This window comes from Terriglobales bacterium, assembly GCA_035487355.1.
Lineage (GTDB): Bacteria > Acidobacteriota > Terriglobia > Terriglobales > Acidobacteriaceae > QIAW01.
This window is the reverse complement of sequence record DATHMF010000009.1, coordinates 81,734-103,222: the sequence shown is the minus strand read 5'-3', so window position 1 is coordinate 103,222 and position 21,489 is coordinate 81,734. Positions and strand designations below refer to the sequence as shown.

General features: G+C 54.6%; 10 protein-coding genes and 1 tRNA gene. 4 read left to right on the top strand and 7 right to left on the bottom strand.

Going from position 1 to position 21,489, the window contains the following annotated elements; all coding sequences use genetic code 11:
- Positions 1–9 precede the first annotated feature (9 nt).
- The 3 genes from VK738_02160 to VK738_02150 form a co-directional block, all read right to left on the bottom strand.
- The gene (locus VK738_02160; protein ID HTD21426.1) at positions 10–8,322 is read right to left on the bottom strand and encodes a neuraminidase-like domain-containing protein; all 8,313 of its coding nucleotides are present in this window, start codon (positions 8,320–8,322) and stop codon (positions 10–12) included.
- Positions 8,323–8,407: 85 nt separating this feature from the next.
- Positions 8,408–10,258, bottom strand: a complete 1,851-nt coding sequence (locus VK738_02155; protein ID HTD21425.1) for a hypothetical protein — start codon at positions 10,256–10,258, stop codon at positions 8,408–8,410.
- 97 nt (positions 10,259–10,355) lie between these two features.
- On the bottom strand, positions 10,356–10,901 hold the full coding sequence (locus VK738_02150) for a hypothetical protein (GenBank protein ID HTD21424.1): 546 nt from the start codon (positions 10,899–10,901) through the stop codon (positions 10,356–10,358).
- Between the two features lie 512 nt (positions 10,902–11,413).
- On the opposite strand from VK738_02150, the gene VK738_02145 reads away from it, so the two are divergent.
- Both VK738_02145 and VK738_02140 read left to right on the top strand, forming a co-directional pair.
- Complete coding sequence (locus VK738_02145; protein ID HTD21423.1) at positions 11,414–13,780, top strand: BamA/TamA family outer membrane protein; 2,367 nt, start codon at positions 11,414–11,416, stop codon at positions 13,778–13,780.
- A gap of 18 nt (positions 13,781–13,798) precedes the next feature.
- On the top strand, positions 13,799–15,019 hold the full coding sequence (locus VK738_02140) for a hypothetical protein (GenBank protein HTD21422.1): 1,221 nt from the start codon (positions 13,799–13,801) through the stop codon (positions 15,017–15,019).
- 25 nt (positions 15,020–15,044) lie between these two features.
- Here VK738_02140 and VK738_02135 read toward each other — a convergent pair whose 3' ends face one another.
- The gene (locus VK738_02135) at positions 15,045–15,218 is read right to left on the bottom strand and encodes a hypothetical protein (GenBank protein HTD21421.1); all 174 of its coding nucleotides are present in this window, start codon (positions 15,216–15,218) and stop codon (positions 15,045–15,047) included.
- 257 nt (positions 15,219–15,475) lie between these two features.
- The gene (locus VK738_02130; GenBank protein ID HTD21420.1) at positions 15,476–17,305 is read right to left on the bottom strand and encodes a FlgO family outer membrane protein; all 1,830 of its coding nucleotides are present in this window, start codon (positions 17,303–17,305) and stop codon (positions 15,476–15,478) included.
- A gap of 203 nt (positions 17,306–17,508) precedes the next feature.
- Here VK738_02130 and VK738_02125 point away from each other — a divergent pair, with 203 nt between their 5' ends.
- Positions 17,509–19,101, top strand: coding sequence for a hypothetical protein (locus VK738_02125; GenBank protein HTD21419.1), 1,593 nt, complete (start codon positions 17,509–17,511; stop codon positions 19,099–19,101).
- Positions 19,098–19,562, top strand: coding sequence for a tail fiber domain-containing protein (locus VK738_02120; protein HTD21418.1), 465 nt, complete (start codon positions 19,098–19,100; stop codon positions 19,560–19,562). The genes VK738_02125 and VK738_02120 overlap by 4 nt, the downstream gene beginning before the upstream one ends.
- 252 nt (positions 19,563–19,814) lie before the next feature.
- On the opposite strand, the gene VK738_02115 is transcribed toward VK738_02120, so the two are convergent.
- A tRNA-Asp gene (locus tag VK738_02115) sits at positions 19,815–19,891 on the bottom strand.
- Positions 19,892–20,138: 247 nt separating this feature from the next.
- On the bottom strand, positions 20,139–21,425 hold the full coding sequence (locus VK738_02110; GenBank protein ID HTD21417.1) for a hypothetical protein: 1,287 nt from the start codon (positions 21,423–21,425) through the stop codon (positions 20,139–20,141).
- Positions 21,426–21,489 lie beyond the last annotated feature (64 nt).

The window sequence follows — 21,489 nt, the reverse complement described above, 5'->3', positions numbered from 1 at the left end:
TTATGCCGTTTAGTTGGAGGAGAAGAGCTTTACTTTGCAATCGAACAGCAGCTCAACATCGAGGAGCTTGGCTGGATCGAACCATTGACCATCAGCCAGCAGCGACGACAATGTAGTCGATTGACGGATTTGCTTCAGGTCAAAAACGATTTTCCATGGACCACCCGCAGGCTCGCGTTTCCATCCTGGGATTTTGACGGTTGCCAATCCGTTGGTGAGCTGAATGTCTTGCGCCGCGGTCTTGTCCCAGGTCAGAGTGCCGATCTTGACTTGCGGTTGATTATCCAATGGGACTGAAGAATCGGTCGTGAGCCGCAGGCTTACGCTCACCAAATCCATCTCGAGCAGATAACCCAGCCACGCCGGCGTGTAATTGAACTGCAGGGTTTGTGAATCGGCTTGAGAATGGTCTGCCAGGAAACTCTGCCACTGCACGCCAAAAGATTGCTGAACGGAGAGGTAGTATCCAACATCCAAAGGATGCGTGGAAAGGGTGGTTCTCACGGACGTTTTCAGCCCGTCATCTTCTAGAGCCGTGTAGCGCAGCGTGATGATGACGTCGGAAAGCTGGTTGAAATCAAAATGATTGGTTTCACGGGGCAGTTCCAGAGTCCAACTGGAGACCGCACCGGTGCCTTCGAATGGCAGGTAACGTTCATCATGAAAATCCAACTGGAACACGCCGGAGTCATCCATCCCGTGGGACACGGCAATTTGCCGGTTGTTGGCCTGCCAATCTTTCCATACGGTCGAAGGCATGTTTCCGCTTCCTTGGCCATTTTTCAGACCCAAAAGGTATTTGACATTGGCTGCGTCGTTGGTCGCCGCAACGTAGCTGTGATTTTGTGTGAGGCTGGCCCTGATGTTCTGGTAAGGACCAACGATCGCGGGAATGGACATGGAAAGAGACTGGATCTTACGCACGTAGTGGCCGGGATAATCGTAATCAAACATGATTTCCGGAAACTCGAAGTTGCACGTTCCCGTTGTCTTGAGGGCATCGAGGGCCAACGGATCGAGCGCCGCAAGTGAAATGGTGCGTTCGATCTCGAGCCGGCGCGTGTTCCCCTGCGCATAGGCGGATTCTATCTGGTCGAGCGAGAACAAGAGCCCATCGGCGGCACGCAGACCCTTGTGAGCGCTATCCCAATAGTCGAAGTTGATGAAGGTGTTGCTGTTATCCATCTCGTATTGGAAGGATTTTTGAGCAGATAGCGCGCTTTGAACGGCGAGTTGATAGGACTGATAGTAGAGAGCTGACAACCGGCCGGCCGTCCACAGATACAGATCCTCATTGGTAAATTTGCCGGCCAGGAAATCATCCGTCTCCTTGTTTTGTGCGATTGCCTTCTTGTGAATGACGAGGTCTTGCTGGGCTGTGGCAAGATCGGCCGCGGCAGCGGCGATCTGCTGCGTGAGAGAGTCGTATTCGTTCTGAGCGACGGTCTTGGCCAGATTCCAATCGTCGGTGCGGCGCTGATATCCGGCCATAGTGAGGGCGCGTTGCGAGACGTAGGCCGATATCTCAGCGCCTATCTCTGCAGCCCCTGCGGTGGCATCAACGACAGCCCCGATTTGCTGGCCGCCATAGGTCATGGCAAAGGGCGAGCCCGCCTGCGGAACCGCATAACCGATGGCAGATGAGGTCTTGAGAATATTGGCGGCTAGCGTAAACCGCAAGCCGGTGGCGCTTGCATCCAGGTTGAGTTGCTCCTCGGGAATGAGCCCGGTACTGAGCGCATTCGTATAAAAATCGATTTGCGCCTTGGCGGTCTGCTGGCTTACCTTCAGGGCCTCAACAGAGGTACTCATGCGCGTGATCTGACTCTGCTTCATCTGCGTGGTCAGAGCTAGGATCTGGGCCTCCTGGGTGTTGCGCAGCAAGGCGAGCGCTTCGCCGTCTTTTGCCTCGAGTGCCGACTGCAACAATGTTCCCAACTGAGCTGCTGTTGAGGCCAGACGCCGCGCCCGGTCGAGTGCGACCTGGAAGCGATAGGGCGGAACTGTGTTCGCCGCGCCGCCTCCTGCCGTAAGAAAGTTATTCGTTGCACCGGCCGCCCGAATGAGCGCCAGCGGATCAATCGGCGGCTCAAACAGCGCCAACAGACGGAATCTTCCGTGGATATCTTGCGAGTGGCGAATCTTGTTCAGGCGGTCTTCCACACGGTCCCAGTAGCTGATGAAGACGTCGTTTTCAGGTACACAGAAATAAGTGCCAAGATCGTTGAACGCATGCGCCTGGACAGAAATCGCCTCGCCCTGGGGCGCCTCAACGGAAGGCAGCATGGTCTCAAGGTCAATCAGGAACTCGGGAACGGGTTTGTCTTTGTAGTGCTGGACGATATCGGCGTAAGTCGCAGTCGCAGAGGCTTCGCACACCCCGACCTGCTGCGGGCGTGGGCCCAACAGATTGTAGGCATACACATAGACCATAGTGGCGGCAACGATTGCTTCCCAGGTGTCCTGGCCGAAATAGTAGTCTCCCCAGTTCAAGAGCGTGTCTATGTACTGCATGACCGTGGCCTTTTCAAAGGCTCCGATACGCAAGCGCGCGATCGCAAACGGATTAAAGGGATCGTTCTCGTAGGCCTGCACCGCTGGACTGCCGTCGGTGAGCATGGCACGCAGCGTTTCCAGGTTATAGGTGCGAAACGGACGAAAGCGCCAGAACCTAGCAGACGGCTTAGCGAGTTGGTAGTTGAGAACGACGTTCGTCACCATCTGCATCTGATCTGGAGTAAATGAGGTGGACGATAAACCGAGATTCGTCGTCGGAGTGAGCGCCGGATTCACTCGTCCATTCGCATCCACGATGGGGGCAGATGGATTGCCGATCATCGTGCTCTGCAAGGTCGTAAGCGCTTCCGCCGAGCCCTGCGGCGAGATCGCCTGATTGGTTGCGTCGGAGAAAGTCGTTGAGGTGATGAACGACTCCTGCACGGTCGGATTGAAAACATACTGGAACCACGAGATGGCTTCGCGGAACTGGAGATTGGCAGCCAGCGAATTGGCCACAAGCATGGGACCGTGATAGAAGACTTCCCAGAAATACTGGCCATAGAGTCCGTCAAAATCCACTTGGGCGCCGTCAATTGCGCCGGGCCAGGCCACACTCGTCGATGGACCCAGGCGACCGAAGGGCAACACTGGAATCGCCGGAATATTTTGTGTGTCGAGGCTCAGCAGCCGGTCAATGCCTCCGGTGAAGAGCGCGCGGCTCATCGGCTGAATGGCCGAAGTGGTCAACCGTGTGACAGTAAAATTGGCGCTGGAGAGTGTGGAGAAGCTGGAGGCATCTCCCGGGTTCCAGTAGCTGAAGGTGAATGCGACCGGAGTTCGCACCACGGTACGGTAGATCGCTGCGACGTCTTTTTGCAGAATGGTTTGCTTCATGACCAGATTCGCCAGAATCCGGTTCACGAGCGTGCTTGTCACCATATCCAGGTGCAAGCGGTTGTTTCTGTCAATCAGCGAGAACTGCTGCATCAGCGTGTAGATCTGCAATGAGACATCTTTGCTGATGCGGCTTGAGACGAATGTGTCACTGAAGATGACCGGATAGTTGTAGACAATGCCGTTCACCATCGCGAGCTGATCATCAGACAATTGAAGATTTGCCAGCGCCGTAGCAAGTCCTTTGGGAAGCTTCTTGATTGAGGCGAAATCGGGAATGCCGCGCGCGTCAACCAGACTGAAGCTCTGCATCAAATTGAAAATCTGGACCGAGACAGAACCGTTGATCTTCGGGGCACTAGGATTGGCGGGATCAGGAACGACGAACGAATTTGAGTTCAGGGGTGGTTGAGAGACGAGCAAAGATTCGTTAATGGCGCCGAAAGCAGTGCCGGGTTGGGGCTCTAGCAGGAACATCTCATCGCCGTTGTTAAATACGAACCAGCCGGGCTGGTTCTTCACGGTAAACACCTGTGCGTTGGAATTAGTGGCGGATGAGAAAAGAACCGGACTGCCCAGGTTGCGCAGCAGTACGTCTAATATTCCGGGAAGCTGAGTGGCGTTGATCGTCCCGTCGGCGAGCAACGCGCCAAGAGCGATGGTGAGATCAAGGTTAGCCATCGCCGTAGCCGAAATGTTGCCCCTTTGATCCAGCACTTGAGCGGCGATCAGGGCATTGTAGATCTTGGTTGCCGCATCGTTGGAGACGGTCTCGGTTGCAAAGAATGCCGAGCTCACTTGCGTGGGTTGTGCGGGAGAACTGGCGAAGCCCGGAAGATCGGCCGTATAGTTGGCCGAAATGGGGCTTGTAGTGCGCACCAGTTGTACCTGCAAGCTCAGATCGTCCATGTTGGGGGCAAAGCTGGAAAGTGGCGCGCCGGGTACGTAAGGATCAAGCAGAATAAACTCGGCGTTGTGGCCGACAAAATTGCTTTGCAGACCGGAATCCAGCACCCAATAACCGTTCACCGGAAGCTCACCGGACAATCGGCCTGCAGTAGTGAGCGTGTGCTCGAACACACGCTGCTTCAAATTGTTGACAAATGCAACTGCGTCCCGGTTTGTCGGCTGGTCAATGGGTGGAGTCTCTACACCCTCTGCGCGCACGTACGGCCCGAAGCTGACGACGATGCGGTCGCTGTCACTGATCGGCCCGTTGCCGCCAGGCCAATTGGCTCCTGTCACCGACACTGCAAAGACCTTGCTCCAGGGGATGGAGTCTAAATCAAAACATCCGTTGAACAACGGGTCGTTGGTCAGCTTAACGGCGTCGGTGCCCTGTCCCGTAAAAAGAACCACAATGTCTTTGGCCAAGGTTTGCGCCGGGACCCACTTGCCCTGATGGTTCTGAAACGAGTATTGGATCGTTGCCCGATAGACCTGATTGTTGTTGGTCTGGCCGCCGGTGGTCCCTACCTGAATGCTGGGAGTGCTCTCGGATTTCACCTCGACCCAGAAAACGAACAGGCGGGTGAATGCGTATACCAGTGTGACAGATGGAGCATTGATGGTCAGATCAATCTTTTCCCATTCCGTCCACGGTGTAGCTTCGAGCTGCCGGCAAAGGAAAAAGGTAAACGGAGCAGTTTCGGTCCGGGCCAGCAGATACAAGGCCCTGATCTTTCCCTTTTTGGGATCTTCCACTGTACAACGATAGGAATCAACAGGCTTCAGGCGGGCCAACTCCCCGAAGCCATCCATATAGTTGTTATAGACCGACTCGACGTAGTCGCTGGTGATATCCGATTGCCGCAGATCGCTGCTCAGGGTCCTGAAGACGCTGGTTTGATCGCGACGGAGTGAGGGCAGGAGATAATTTTCGGGATACAGGAAGATTCGGCGGTTTGCCTCCCAGACGCGGTAATTCAGCATCCAGTCCCACCAAATGGGAGGAATCTCGTCGAGAATCTCGACGCCAGGCTCAAGTCTCAGCCGGCAACGCTGCAAATAGAGCTGCACAGCGTTAAGGGCTTCCTTGATGTAGGAAATCTGCGCTTCCGGCCCGGTTTCTACGTCGGTCAGTAGAAATTCATAGACATTGTTGGGCGTCTGGATGTCTTTGTAGGTCGCGCGCAGAGCCGCAAGTTCCAACCCGACTAACGCGTCGCGCAGGTTGACTTGCAGCTTGCCTTCTACTTGTCCACCTAACTGCTGCCAGCGGTTTTGTCCATAGCGTCCACTCACCTTCGATTGGCACAACGCTGCCTGCTGGAGGTAGACGTTCCAATCCTGGTTTGTGGCCAAGCCGACAATTCCTTGCATGAAAGCAACGTCAGCGCCCAGTGTCGAGATCTGGCCAAAGCAAGCTTTGAGACGCTGAAGACGCTCTGGCACGCTCTTTATACCCACCACGACTGAACTGAGCAACTGGGTCACTTGAGATGGATCCCAGCCGGTGGCATCGGCGAGTTTCGCCAAAGCATTTGCGTCGCCGTCTTGCGCCGGTGGCTGGGACAGCGCGACATACTGCAGCAGATTGCCACGCCGGTCACCGAACTGGCGTGTGAGCGCAGCAAAGCGTTCTATGCCCTGCGCAGCCGCCCAGGGAAGAGCAGAAAAATCGGCAGGCAATCCATACGAGGCCGCATATGTAGCTACACTGTTTAACAATTCAGCTGTCAGGTTTGCCTGCTGTGCAAACACCAGCCATCGTGAGACCCAGCGTAAGACCTTGGTGACATAGTCGGCATACGGGGTGTTCGCGGCCAAGAAAGCTTTGATCCAATCCTTCACATTGACAGGTGGAAGCGTTTTTACGGCATCGGGTACAGGCACGGCCTTGATTGCCATTTGCATACAGACCGTGGCCAGTTGCACCGAGACGCTGAAAAAGACCGCCACTTGCTGCATGATCGTTGCCTCTGCCGTTGGCGCAGAGAGATCTGGAATGGTGCTTACCAGTCCTTGCAGCCAAGGTGTGACGGCTGAGTCCTGGAAAAGAGGATCAACAAACACGCTGGGAGTCGCCTGCAAGATATAGTTCAGAGTGTAAAGATCCAGGCCGGCAGTATTCATCCATTGCCAGGCGGCGACGAGGCTGTCTAGATCCGGGCCAGCAAAGGGATTCTTGCCTGTGATTCCCTGCAGAGACAACAGAATCAGATATTGGTCCATCGGCAGGTTAAGGGCCTGGCTCAAAAGAGCATGCCGGTAGAGACTCGATAGCACATCCACTGTGAGCTGCTGGCTAGTCGTGCCGAAAAGCTGCGCTCCCAGAGCATTGGCTGCGGGAAGAGTGAGGCCTAGTCCTGGCGCTACACGCGTGATGCTAGCAATGTCCGCTGCATTCTTCGATCCAGGCTGCCAGGAAAGAGGCGTATCGGTGTAGGTGGAATTGAGGGAATTGCCCGACGGATGATAATCGCTGCCACCGGACAGGGTGCTCGGGTCGTTGAACAGGCGATCAAAGAGTGATACCGGATCGGTGCCGTCGCCTCCATATGTTTTGATCGGTCCGAAGAACACTGAGGCCTGAATGGGCGACAAATTGAATGCAGCAGCCAGACGGTTGACTCGTTCGAGGCCTGCCAGGGCGTCAGCATCTATCGCGGGAGCTTTACCGGGCTTGACCGCTCGTACGCACCAATCGGTGGTTTCGACCGACCAGCCAAGCGTGGCGGCCAGTCTCCGCAGGCGGTTGATCTGATCCAGCGCAGTGTTGCTCATGTTCTGGATCGTTGAGGAACTTTGGTCGTCAGCAGAACTCAGCTTGAGAAAGGCCGCACCCAACCCTTGATTGATAAATAGGTTCTGTGGAACACCGGCGGTGATCTCGGTGGCGCTCATGTTCTGCTGGATCAGGTCAATGACGTCTTTGACCGCCAGACCGGTCTGCTGCATGAATACGCCAACCTGGGCCAGGGTGCTGAGGCTGGCGGCCGGAACGCCGTAAAACTTTGCCAGCGTCCCCGGGTCCGAAACAGTGTTTTTGACAATCGCGAGTTGCTCCAGCGAAAGACCGAGACGTTCCCGTACAACTGCGTCTGCTGCCACTCCCCAGGCAGCATAGATATCACCCAGAGGAACTTTGATCTGCTGCAGCAATACCCGCACACGATCGAGCGGATGATTAAAAGGCAGATTGAGTGGATAAAACATCGAGGTCGCCATCTGCTGCAGCAGCGCATCTGAAGTCTGTATCTGCAGAGCGCTTTGGACGGCGTCCATCAGCCGCTCGTTGACAATCTGCAGATAAGGAAGGGTGTTATTGGTCATCGCGCAGGTGAGCGGCAATTTCCATAGATCGGGACGGCGCGATTGCAACAAGAATGCAGCCGGAATTGTGCCTTTGTTCGGCGTCGTAATGTAGCGGTCGGTAATCCGCAGCAGGTCAACCAGATAAGCTGCCGGGCCGAAGATGGACTTACACTCGTCGCAGGCACAGAAATTCAGGCTTCCAAACAGATCCTGATAACTGGGCAGCTTTTCGAATTGCTGCACGAGTTCGTCGCTGACGTTCGCTACGCGTGTAGACCGGAAATAGGTTGAGGTCACAGCGCTATGCGTCGCGGCAAACATTTGCATGGTGCGGTTATGCACGCGGACAGCACGAGCATGCATGGCGCTCGCCTGCTGTTGAGACGCTCCCAACGCCTTCCCCGGGCCCGAGACAAAGGAGCGCCGGGGCATCATGGCAATCTGCGCTGCCGATGAGATGCCCTGCTGAATCAACCCGTGGCTTACATTGATATCCGATGTAACGCTGTACAGACGCGCGTGGGTCGCGAGCACCGCTTGCGGGATTTGTGTTTCCGTTCCCTTGCGGCGTGGAGAGTGAAGAAAGTCAATATCCTTGGGCGTAGCATGCCCGTGCGCCACGAGGTATTGCTTGATTTGATCAGGGGAATAGTCCCGTGCCGCATCCGTCATAACAATCGTCTCCTGGTTACTCAAATCTTGTCGAGAAAAAGCAGGGGGCCGCCGCGGATAACCGGCAGCCCTTGCCTGTGTGGACTTATTTCGCAGTAAATTCGGCGCTGGCATGGTCAGAATCCACGCCATCTCCGAGTAGAGTTGTCAGGTTTTGAATCGTTACCTTGTACTTCGTTCCAGATGTCAGGTCAGCTTTTAGGTGAATGATGAAGTCCTTGCCGGCATCTATCGTGGCAGAGATCACAGTAGCCTTGGGCTCGAAGACGTAGTTGGCGGCATTGACGGCCCCGGTCCTCTCTGGCGCAACGTTCAACGTCAGAGCGACGCCACCGGTTTCAGGCGATGCTGCTTGCAACGCTACTAGCGTTGGCGGCGGACCGCCTGCGCAAGCCGGCAAGCCACCGGCGGCAAGGGCGGACTGTATTGCCTCTAACCGGCACTCGATGGACGGATGACCAATCGGATCGTTCGGATCGCCGCCGGCATTTTCGGAGCTGATTTGAGAGAACAGCTTGTTAATCTGCTGGAAGGCAGGCTGAGCCGACCGCCACCAGCTGTTGCCATACCAAATGGCCCGACTGATCACGCCGAAAGCAAAGTAGTCTGCGGCGCCGGTGCCCACGTAACCGTTGGGGTCTTTGGGCGGCTGACCAACGAAGCGCGCGATGCCATGAGCGACAGCCATGGCCAAGCCTTCGTAAGAAAGCCCTACCATGCGCGCCAAGCCACCTGTGACCACAATGATTTTTTGGCCATATTCCTCAATCGCGTAAACGTTGGGCTCCATCTGATACCAGTCGAGGTAGTAGACAAATTCGGGATAGAACCCTTTCATGATCGCGAATATGTTGGCGATTTCCGTTTTGGGAATTGGATTCGACAAAGGCAGCTGCTGGCCGTTCTCCAGCAGGTCGATTGCTTGCTCCCTGGTAAACAGGCTGGCTCCAGTCTCGGCGGTGCTGGCCTGAAGAAGATGACTGCTCTCGGTATAGAAGGTGAACAAACCGGAGTGGGTCTGTACCCGTTTGGCGGTCTGTTGGCCGGTGGTTGTTGTGAACAGCACTTTCGCTGATGCCTGGCGCAGATGTGTGTACGCTTTGGCGTACGCCGCGGTACCAATTTCCGGCCGGGCGGCGAGATTGCTCGTCTTCAAAGCAGCGGGAATGCTGTCGAAGTGCAGTTGCAGAGTATAGTCGCCCGCGACGACCCCGCCGGCGACTAAAAGATGGCCGTCAACATTGCCATTGAAGGGCAGACCGGTGCTGATATGGTGCACGCCGCCGGTGTAACTGCCGGCGCTGACCGTTTTCACGGTCAATGGGTTCCCATCTTTGTTAATGAGTTGGTCGCCTGGGAAGAGACGTGATGCTGTGGTCAATCCGCCGCTGGCCAGCATGAACACCTGATCGGGTGTGCAGATGAGGTCGCCTCCATCATGAACGACATACATCATGGAGGAATGCTCGCCTCCGGACACGCCTGCGCTGAAATTCACCGGAACAGGATTCCATGCGAATTTCGGCGAGGAGCCGCCTTTGGAGAGTGAACCAGCCAAAACATTGTCGCCAACGGCTATGAATTGGATGGCCTCGACCCCGCTCGGAACCGCGATCAAAGTGTCATAGGCGAAGCAACTGCAGCAGCAGTAGCAATTGTCTACAGCCCATGGATCGCCGAGAGCGGTGCACTTCTTGATAAGATCTTTGGGAGGAAAATACTTCCACTGGTCCGGCTGACCTTGCGGATTGTAATGAATACACACCAGCGCCTGGACTGGTGCGTAATATTGCTGAACTTGTCCGCAGAACGCGTGAACGACAGGGCTGATCTGCTGTAAATCGTCACAGTGAAATGGATTGGTTAAAGCTTCGCAAGCCGGTGTAAGACCCGCAGCTTGAAGCTTGTTCAAACACACAGTTGGGCTATATCCCACGGAGCATCTCCTTCATTGATGTTTTTGTACCGAATGAGTTGATCTTTCAAAATTGAATTAACGACAATAGCGGACCATTCCCTTTGGCATAATGCGGTCATACCATGGGTTCATTCCAACGACTGAGCCCTGGAACGGATGGATGCGGTTCAGGGCACGATTCGCTCGTCAATCGAGCCTTTCGGGCGACTACACAGCCGCAACGGGAACAAACGGCCCTATCCTTGCTCGCGGCGCCTGCGATCATGTAAAGGAGCCTGTTGCCTTCGCGGGGAGAAGATAAATGAGGACACTCCACGCAGGCGGAAAGCCGTTCGCGAAAGATCTCGTCACTCACAACGGAAAAGCCCGTGCATCCCCAGCGCAGAAGGGCCTCCGCGCCTTTGCGAATCAGCTCCATGCCTGAATTTTCCGACGGCTGCCGCGCCTGCGGCTTGGATAAAAGTACCTTCAGGAATTCCTGGTTTCCGCGGCACACCAAGAGGTTGTTGGCATAAGCTGAATCTTCGATGGCGGCTTTCAAAACCTCCTTGCGAACCGGCCCATCCAGACCGAGGATTCTGCCTAGTTCTTCGCATTGTTGCGATAGAGACGGAAGTTCGGCTTCTACCTTGTCATTGAGCAAAGTGATTTCCTTTTTCATACAAAAATTAATTTCTCCAAATCTTTAGGTCCGGTTACTCTAATCCAGTTTTTTGCATCATGCTAGAATGCTCTTTTCTTTTTACTGAAAATTTATTTCGTTTCTACTTTGGGAAAAGTACCGATTTGGTACGGAATTGCTTGCTCAAAAAGTCATAGGAACTATAAACGAAGGTCTCCACGATATCCCTTCGGTTCAAAGGCTTTTGGGATGCTTTTTCGTTTAGGCTTTTGTCGGCTCACGAAAGTTCAGCTATGAGAGGCTATGTGACTCCGCCTAATGCCGGGGTATTCCTATATATTTTTGGACGACGGCACATGACAAGGCCAACCTTATCGCGCATGCTCGGGATTGCATTTGTGTTTGTGATATGGCTGCTCAGCGGTCCATGGACGCATGCCGAGGACAAACTTCCCTGCCGAGTTTTTGGGGCCACTGCTCCCAAGCTATGTGTTTCTGTTGGGGTAAACAAAGGGTATTTGCATGTCGTGAGTACCCAACTGAGAGGGCCATTGTCTAAGTTTCCGTGGGGGCGTTATACGTCGCAGAGTGATGTGTTGGCACATCTGACTCCGTATGTTGAGGCCATGTTCAGAAAACAAAAACTTTTCGAAATGGACTTGCCCATGCCCACCTCAGGGTCTGAGAGCCCGCCGGCATCTGTTCCTCCCGAGGTCCAGACCATCACTGCGGATACTCTGTGCCTGGCAATCGTCAAACTCAAACAAGTGTGGCCCCAAGGCCGGGAGCTCGACCTGTTTATTGCCAACGCGCTGCCAAAAAGACTGGAAGATTTTGGCCTGACGATGGAAACACCGCTATTTCGCCCCTCAACCCAGGGTTCATGTGAGGCTCCGGCCAATGTTGCCGTGTTGACGTTCGATATTGATCCGCCCATGGAGAGCATGAATGCCGACAAAGTTGACATAGGCTTTGACATGGGGGCAAAGGCCTTGGATCACGATGGAAGGCTGTTGAAAGAGATGGATGTCCGATCATGGCTTCACGACAACTACGAGAAGAAGTTTTGGGTTGCCAAGGAGATCAAGCAGCATTTCGAGCGTTTGTATCAAGCCAGCGGACTGAGTCCGACCGTAATCGTCGCCCTTTCGACCGCGAAGAAAAAGTTCTTTGTCGTTGCAGAATCGTTTCGCATTGGCCGTATTCGTTTGCCCGCGAGTGCCGATGGCCTGAGTCCAGATCCCAATGTTTACAAAATCGTATATTCGCTTGTGGATGAGTCACGCTGGAGACAGTTTCGAAAGATTTATAACGGGAATCAAAACGGCTTGCTCATCAAGGCTGGAGATGGCTCTTACCTCCTCTGCTTACCGCAGTTGGACGGCAAGGTATGCAGTGATCCTCCGGCATTCCTTCCTAATGGAGACGAGCAACAGCGTTCTTTGGAATATCTGACGACCTTTTGGATGGCAGACAGAGGAGCCGCGCTGCAAAGCCTGGGGTATGGACTCGGCACTCAACAAGAAGACTTGCCACCCGTGGATAATCCTGAGAAAAGAACCAGCGCGGTTGATCTGGTCGTACAAAAACTCGCTACGAGCACGGGCGCAGCAACGCCTCAACCGACTCCAACGCCAACGCCGTCACCGAATCCTGTTGTACCGGTTGCGACAACTCCTGGTGAGGCTCAAATCACAGAGCCCCAATCTACGGCCGAGTTTCCGTCTCCGCCAGCGCCGCCTTCGGTGGCCAGCAGTCCTGAAAAACCGGGCAAGAACGGGCGGATCAATCCCGCGGGAGTGGAACTCTTGGGCGCGGCAGGCCAACGAATTGCTCCGTTGCCGGCAGGCGCCCCAAATCCACAAACCCAGGCCAGGAGCAAGATTGAATATGCCGTGGGCGTGCAATACCGATCCAACCAGGCGTTACGATTTTTGCTCAACGCGCAAACCATCGAGAAAGCGCTGGGACCGTCACTCCTATCGGCATCCGGCCAAGTTGGAACGGATGGTGCTCATCCCATCGGTAACGGCAATATAAATCTCGACTGGCTCTGGTTTGAAAAGCTTGGCCGACGACTATCGCTTCAAGGATCGGGCTCGAGCGACGCAACCGCGAAGCGACTTTTAGGAGGACAAGAAACAGACGAGCGGCGCGTTGGAGGCAATCTTCATGGCGAACTGGAGCTTCGCCGCGACGACAGAGGTTTTCAGTGGAGCATTTTCGCTGAGCCGCGCAGGGAGTCCGTTTCTTTATCACGCAAAGACACAACGGTCGGCAAGTTAAACCTCAACACCATCAAACTGGGGTCGCCATTTACATACGAGGATCGTATTGCGCTTCATCCCATGCGCATCATGCTTGATTCGGAAGTGCGCACGGGAAGCTCGGGAGCATCGTCGTATGTGGTTTTTACTGTTGACGAGGGATTGCATCGCAGAGTCTCCAACGATTTTCTGATTTCCGTTGATCTGGCGGGCCATTTTCAAGCAGCAACACTGCATACGCCCATCACGGAGGTACCAAGCCTTGGGGGCTCTGAGACTTTGCGCGGATTTCGTACCGACGATGCATTAGGGCGAAGGTTGTGGAGTCTGCAGAGCGAAGTATGGACTCCCATTCCAGGAACTCTCGACGGCAGCGACGCAATCCGGGACTTCCTTCGGCGGAATGTACGGCTGGCTGCCATTTTCGATTTTGGGGCCGTTTCCGCAACGGATTTGAAAAACTCTCCAGGCCTGGCAACGACGGGACTTGCCTCGCGAGAGAACATCCTCAAGAGCCCTGGTCTGGGGATTCGATTCATTCAAGGTCTGGTTGCCCTGAAATTTGATTGGGCATATGGATTTGGCACTGGGATCTCTGGTCCTGGACATGGACGTTTCACTATCTCTGTTAGCAGAAATGGCGCCTTCTAAGGCGCCGGGAGGAATTTTATGGCTGATTTTAGTCTCACAAACGGTACCGACACTTTGGACTTCGATATTCAGGGAAATGTAACCAGGGCTGGAGCATCATTCGGAGCCTGGACGGTGGCTGACGATGCTCAGATCAGCGTCACAGATAACACAGGAACGACTACGACCATTCCCGTTGTCTGGCAGTTTAATACAGGCAATCAACTCGAACTCCGTCAATCGGGGAACGTGGTCTTCAATTTTCACGCGAATGCCAATGTACGCCCCGATCTGCAAGTCGCAAATGGAGTGCTGCATATTGCGCCTGACCAGAACGGCGTTTTTTTCTTCAGCCTGCATGGTGATTGGAGCATGGACAACCAGTTCAATCTCATTTTCACGGTTGCGAGTGTTAAGTCCACCATTAACGGAATTCTGCGGGACACTGACTCCAGTGAATTCATCTACATCTTTATCACGCAAGGTCCTGTGGCCCGCAACTATGAACTGGACTTCACCGGGAAGTGGGAGCAAAACGGCAGCGGCTTAGATGTGGACTTCAGGTACGACAAGGATGGAGGCGCCAGCGGAACCATCCAATTGCCCCCTGGTCTGACGATGGATCCGGTCAAGAACATCTTGGTTTATACCTACAACAAAGGCACGCACAAAGGCAGTCTTGAACTAGCCGGCTCGATTCGGGTCAATTCCAATTTCAGCGTGACGTATGTTCTCGACCAGCAAGACCAGGCAGGGATTCAGTCCACCACATTTTCCCTCGCGGCGCAGATCAAGACAGATACGGTCGGCGAGGGAAACCTTCATCTGCTCATACAGCGGACCGATGGAAGCCAAACCATCGAGATAGGCGGGGACTACCATGGAGCCATCGCTGGTCTTGATTTGACGGTCGGGTTTAACTATAAGAGAACCGTCTCGGGAACAACGATTCACGACTCGGTCGCATTCGACGGCAAGGTGGTCAATCCCAATAATGGAAACCAATTCACCTGGAACTTTGAAATGGGTGGGAACCAGATCTCGGTGGATATTACGGCCCACATCACGTTGCGATCGGGAGCATGCTTGAACGCTTCACTCACGTTCAACATCAGTGGCCAGCAGGTAGGAATTACGGCAATGTTCGGAATCTCGACAAACTGTGGCGCGGCGAGTGCGGCGAATCCTTCGAGTCTTCTCCTGGCGCCAAAAAGCACCGCGCGCAAAGCGACGCTGGCTCGGTTGACCAGTGTGATATAGAGCAGTTGGGGTTCTGATCGAGATCTCAATCAGCAAAAAACTGTAGTGCCTGGTTGGTTGCCGGATTCACCGCTACGCCGATCGGGTTGGTGCCCACGGTAACAGTTGCGGTGGCATTGGTGCCGCCATCAATGACGGTTACCGTGTTATCCATCGCATTGGCTGTATAGATCTTATTGGTGATGGGATTGACCGCCATGGCGCCGACAAAGGGCGCCCGCCAGTACGGTTGTCGCGCTGTTAGAGATGCCGTCGATTACCGTGACCGTACTATCCAGTAAGTTGGAGACATATGTCTTATTGGTTGCAGAATTGACTGCGACGAAACCAGGTGAGGCTCCCACCGAGACGGTTGCGGTGGCATTCGTAGCGCCGGAGCGGCACTCGTCCGAAATCCACCCGATGCGGTGCTGGCGACGAACGAGTATGCAGCGCGACTCCGATTAAATAACCTGTTTATCTCAGCACCGTCTCGCTTTGCTCAGCGGGATTCGGAACTGCATCACCCATAATTGTCGCGACCAAACGATTGAAACGCGGAAGCTTGCGCAGCGGATCAAATGCCGGATCCACCGCCGCGCAAATGAGCCGGGTCGCCCGTTCCTTGTGGGCTTTTTCCAGCCATTCCAGCGCACGGTCGTAGTTTTCCAGCCGGATAAACAAATCAGCCACAAGCCCGGCCAGGGGAAATGGCGTGAATCTCGCCATCCAGGCCATTTTCCGCGTGGTACGTTCGGCGGCGAGGGGATTTCCCAACAGAATCTGTTCTACAGCGTTGGTCCAGGTTGTGGTAAAGGAAAAGGAAAGCAGGCGTTCCCAGTGACGATAGGCTTCCAGCGCCTGCTGCTTCATGCCCATTTGTTCACGGACAAAGGCCAGCATGACCCATGCATTGCCATGTTGCGGGTTGCTATCGAGGACCGCTTGCAACATCTCGGCCGCCATATCGAAACGCCGCTCGTAGTAGAACACCCTACCAAGGTTGATCAGGGCTTCGGCATTCAACGGGTCGTTGCTGAGCACTCGCTCCAACTCATCCTCAGCCTCATCGAGTTGCGCTGTGGGAGCGCACCACAGCATCGCCCGGCTTATCCGGGCAAAACCATAAACGGGATTGGCATCGAGCGCGCTATCGAACCAGCGCCGGGCTTCGGCCCAATTGAAGTCGGCCAGCGCGGCCACAAGCCCCAGCGCAGCATGCGCATCGGGTGAGAGGGCATCGAGCTCAAGGGCTTTTTGGGCGGCAAACCGCGCGCGGGCGATCAGCGAATCCGGATTGCGCAAGCGAAACATCAACGAGGAGGCGCAAGCAATAGAGAGATTCCCCCAGGCAGCGGCGTATCCAGGATCCGCTTTGACCGTCGCTTCCAGCAACTCCATACTTTGAAGATAGCCTTCGCGGTTGCCTTGATGCAGCAGGCGGCGTCCTTGCAGAAACAGCCGGTAAGCGCTGGTGCCGCTGTGATGGGCCGGATGGGCTTGCGCGGCAGGACAGCCGCTCTCCGGCTGATCTTTAAACCTGGATCCGAATCGACCTGCTATCTCACGAGAAATCGTCTCCTGCGTTTCAAGCATGCCTGCGGCAGCCTGGTGATATTCCTGCGACCAAAGAATAGTTGAATCTTCCGCATTCACCAGTTGAGCGGTGATGCGCACCTGTTCCTTGTCACCGCGCAGGCTGCCAGTTACCAGTGTGTTTACTCTCAATTGCCTGGCAATGTGCCTCGGATCACGGGTCGGACCACGAAACTGAAATGCAGAAGTTCGTGCAATCACACGCAGACCCTCGTGCTGGGCCAGGCGGTTCAGGATGTCTTCACTCAACCCTTCGCAGAACAGCTCGTATTCGGCGCGATCGCTCAGGTTCACAAAGGGCAGCACGGCCACCGAAGTACGTTTGAGCGAAGCGAAACTGACGGCCGGTGACTCTACATGGTCGCGTTTGCGGAACGATGGCGCGTAACTGCCCGGCTCCAGGACAATCAGTACCGAGTCCTGCGCACCCTCATCAAGGTAGTACTGCGATAGACGAGCGCGCAGCCTGCGCGCATCAATGCGGACGATGGGATCGGTCCGGGGATCAAAATCCTGGCCGCGATCAAAGACCTCGATGCCCAACACGGTTTCTTTGAGGTGATCTTCCTCTCCCCGGAGTGTGTGCTCAACCAGGTGCTTCAATAACCGGGCGAGACGGCGCGGGCGGGAGAAGGCCGAGCTTGCCAGCACTCTTCCAAGCTCCTGCTGGATTTCCACGGAAGGCGGGGCCGGACCAGTTTTGGGCGCCATAAACGGATGGAAAGGGAAAAGATTATGGTAATCAGTTTACCTCAAGTTACTGCCATTGCCCTGGTTCTTGTTCGTATTCTCTCCCCCAGGGAAAAGGCCGCATCGGGCAATCAGGCCGCAACCCACACCTTTTTGCCCGAATGCGTTTTGTTAGGGGCCACCGCCCTTGGCGCTCTTCCCAATCAAGATTCAAGGAGACATTTATGTCCCAACACCGCTCAGGTTTTGCGATTTCTCTGTTGCTTGCACTCGTAGCCGCATTTTCCGCCCCCGAGGGGCACGCCGCCGGGCCGCATGGCGGATTGGTATGGCAGCGCCTCTCGCCCAGCACCGACGGGCCGGTGCTCTACCAGATCATCTTTCGGTCGAGCGCAACGCCGGGCCATATACCGGCGATCTCTCCCAATCACACGCTGATGAATTCGCCTTTCTCAGTGGGTGGAGATGGCAGTGTAGCGATTGGCGGCCTTTCCATCAGCAGCACGGGCATTATCACGTTTGCAAATGGGCAAACTTTGTTTAGCAGTCTGAATGGACAGACCGGAAGCGTAAACATAGCCGGAAGCAACGGGATCAGCGTTGCGGCTAATGCGGGTAGGGTTACGGTGACGACCAATGCTACATCGGACAACACGGCCAGCACGATAGTCTCGCGCGACAGCTCGGGCAACTTTTCTGCCGGAACGGTCACCCTTAACGGTAATCTGACGCTTCCCGGCACGACCCTTGGTTCCTCAGGACCCTCGGGAGTTCTGTTCCTCGGTATGCCATTCATGCACAACTTCGGCTCAGCCAATGCTTTCGTGGGGAATTTCGCAGGGAACCTGACCATGACGGGGGGAGGAAACTCCGGGTTCGGGATGTATGCGCTCACGAACACCACCAGCGGCGGTTCCGATGCGGGTTTTGGTGTTGATGCACTGTGGCACAACACAACCGGTTCCAACAATTCTGCCTTTGGCGCCATTGCCCTCGCGTCCAACACCACGGCTTCAGACAACTCGGCTTTTGGCACGGGCTCTCTGACCAGCAATACAAGCGGCGAAAAAAACTCTGCCTTTGGCTCGGGTGCCATACAAGCCAACACCAGCGGCAATTTCAATACTGCTTTTGGTTTTTTCACGCTCGGCAACAATACGACCGGAAGCTCAAACGCAGCCTTTGGTACCGGTGCGCTCTTAGCGAACACAATAGGTAATTACAACGTCGCTTTTGGTCATAATGCTCTCTTAGCCAACACCGCTTCTGCGAATTCCGCTTTCGGCTACAGCGCACTTACTTCCAATACAACCGGCCAATTCAACTCAGCATTCGGCCACGAGGCGCTCGTTAGCAACACAACTGGTGAGCAAAACTCCGCATTTGGCGTCTTTGCGTTGAGCTTAAATGCGACCGGCGTGAATAACTCTGCATTTGGTCTCAACGCACTCAACCTCAATACCGATGGTGCAAGCAATTCTGCCATCGGCGCAGGTGCGCTTCAAGCCAACACCCACGGCGGAGATAATTCTGCTTTTGGTCAGCTTGCCCTCTCTTCCAATACCACGGGAGGCAGCAACGTGGCCCTTGGAGAAAATGCGCTCAACACCATGACCACGGGCAGCTCCAACATTGCCGTTGGGAACAATGCCGGTTCAAATCTGATCGCGGGCGAAAGCAACAACATCTATATCGGCAACCCAGGGAATGCGGGGGAGTCAACAGCATCCACATCGGAACTACTGGCACTCAGACGAAAGCCTTCATCGCCGGGGCCTTTGGAGCAACCAGTTCCGGCGGTGTCGCAGTCTTTGTGAATTCGAGCGGCCAGTTGGGAACCATAACTTCCTCCCAACGCTACAAAGAACAGATCACAGACATGGACGCAGAGAGCGACGTTCTGATGAAGCTGCGCCCGGTGAGTTTCTACTACAAGCCCGAACTCGATTCCACCCACACCCGCCAGTACGGGCTTGTGGCGGAAGAGGTCGCCAAGATCGCTCCTGACCTCGTGGTCTTCGACCAGGACGGCAAACCGCAAACCGTGCGCTATCACTTCGTGAACGCCATGCTGCTCAACGAGGTACAGAAGCAAAAGCGGCTGCTCGAACAACAGCAGGAACAACTCGCAGCCCAGCAGCAACAAATTGACCGCCTGAAAGCCACGCTTCAGAGCCAGCAGATTTTGCAACAAGCACAGTTAAAAGAGCTGATGCAGCGGCTGGCAGCGCTCGAAAAATCCGTGCAACCTGAAACTCAGTTGGCCAGCGCGAGATGAACAATCAATCCCATAAGAAGGAAAGCACAATGCGAAACTCAGTGAGAAATCCGGCGTTTACGATGGTTCTACTGTGCTTATGTTTGCCTGTGGCCCACAGCCAGTCGAATCCTGGACGATCTACATCCGGTGAACCGGTACAGATGGCCAGCCTTGCCGTTGTGGGAATGAATACCACGGTGCACTAAAATCTGTGGGTTGGATTGTGGGTTGGAGTTTTCGGTGTCACGTCCGGTAACTCCTTGAAAAGAATGGCGGGGACGACGAGACTCGAACTCGCGACCTCTGCCGTGACAGGGCAGCGTTCTAACCAACTGAACTACGTCCCCACTTGGTTTGGAATGGGTAGTGGAAACCCTAAATATTATTGCCACTTTCAGTATACCAATAGATTCAATTGCTTCAACTGCCTCGGATTTTTATTTCATTTTTCTCAAGTGATGGGATACCCAAAGGGGCCGTGACATGTGAGACAGAGGGACGACGGCAGGTACTTCTAAAGAGGCTGATCGCTAAGGAAAATGAATGTAGACTGACATCCCGTAGATCAACGCGAGTATTTGTTTCATATGCCTCTTACAGAGTGCCCTGATCGGCCCAGTTCCAATTACTAACGTCATCGCAAGCGTTGTTGCAGTAATTCACAACCAGATCCTGGGTACTCCCATCCGTGGCGAAAACGTAAATCCAGGGATCAGGGCTGTAGTGCCAGAACGTAACCGCAGCAGGACTGTTCATGTAATGAGTTGTATCCGAAGGCACGGGAAGGGGATCCCACTGAAGGTTGGTGCCGTTGGCATGATCGCGGTAGAGACGCCCATCGGCTGCGGAAACGAAGACAGAGGTGCGGAATGAGTAGTCCGACTCCGTGTAGGTGACAGCAGTCGGATCGAATACCCAGCGCTTTCCCGAAGGCAATTGCGGTGGCACGTTCTGATCGAACTTTAACTGAGTTTGGAAAAACGTGTCTTTACATCCAATCAAGCCGTTCAAATGCCCATCTGTCGCTCCGGAGAAGACAATGAGCGAATTGCATGGCGACTGCACTTGAGGTGGCGTTGTGTAGGAGTAGATAGCAGTTGACGAAATCCATTTGGAACCGTCGTTGGTTAGTCCGAAGTTAAACAGATTCAGGTTCTGAAAGTCGTCGCCATCAGCCGCCCACAAGGTGCCATCGGCGCTTGTGCCAGTGATAGCGATCTTGGGAATTCGAGAGCCGTTGGGATAGGAGTCGTAAGAGAGAGCAGAAATACAGCAAACTGGTACATGCCCCCAGATTGAGCTGTAGTTGAACCAACTCCAGTGCGAACCATTGATGACCTGCCACTCGCAGAGACTGGTGCAACTGACGACGACCAGATTGGCATCTTTGTCTTCGGCAAAAGCAAAGACGCGATGGTTCCCTGACGCGTCCACATCAGTTATGGCAGACAAAGAGCTAAGTTCCCCGATACCGCCGGGTAGGTTAGTTAAGTCTACCCAGGCAGCACTTCCATTCCCGCGCTGCGGAGCATAGACCGCAAGGTGGCCCTGATCGGTGAGTACAAACACAAACTGGTACTGTCTCCCTTTTGAATCCGTATATGTCACCGCCGATGGACTCCAGATGCTGGCAGCACCGGCTGGTAGTCCTAAGTCCTCCCAGTCCCAACCTAAACCTCCAACGTCTGCCCAGCGATTTGCCACCAAGGTTCCGTTGTCGCCTTCGGCATAAACATAAATTCTGGTGTACGCCTCTCCATGATCATCCAAATAAGCAATGACGGACGGCTTGCCTTGGATGCCGAATGCCGAAATGCTGAAAACACACATCAGCAATAGCGCACTGGTTATCAACAACGATTGCAACGTTTTTCGCTTCATGTCTTACTCTCCCTTACGTTTGTTGAAACTTGATTCAAACTGATGTCGAGTGTTGTTGGATGGC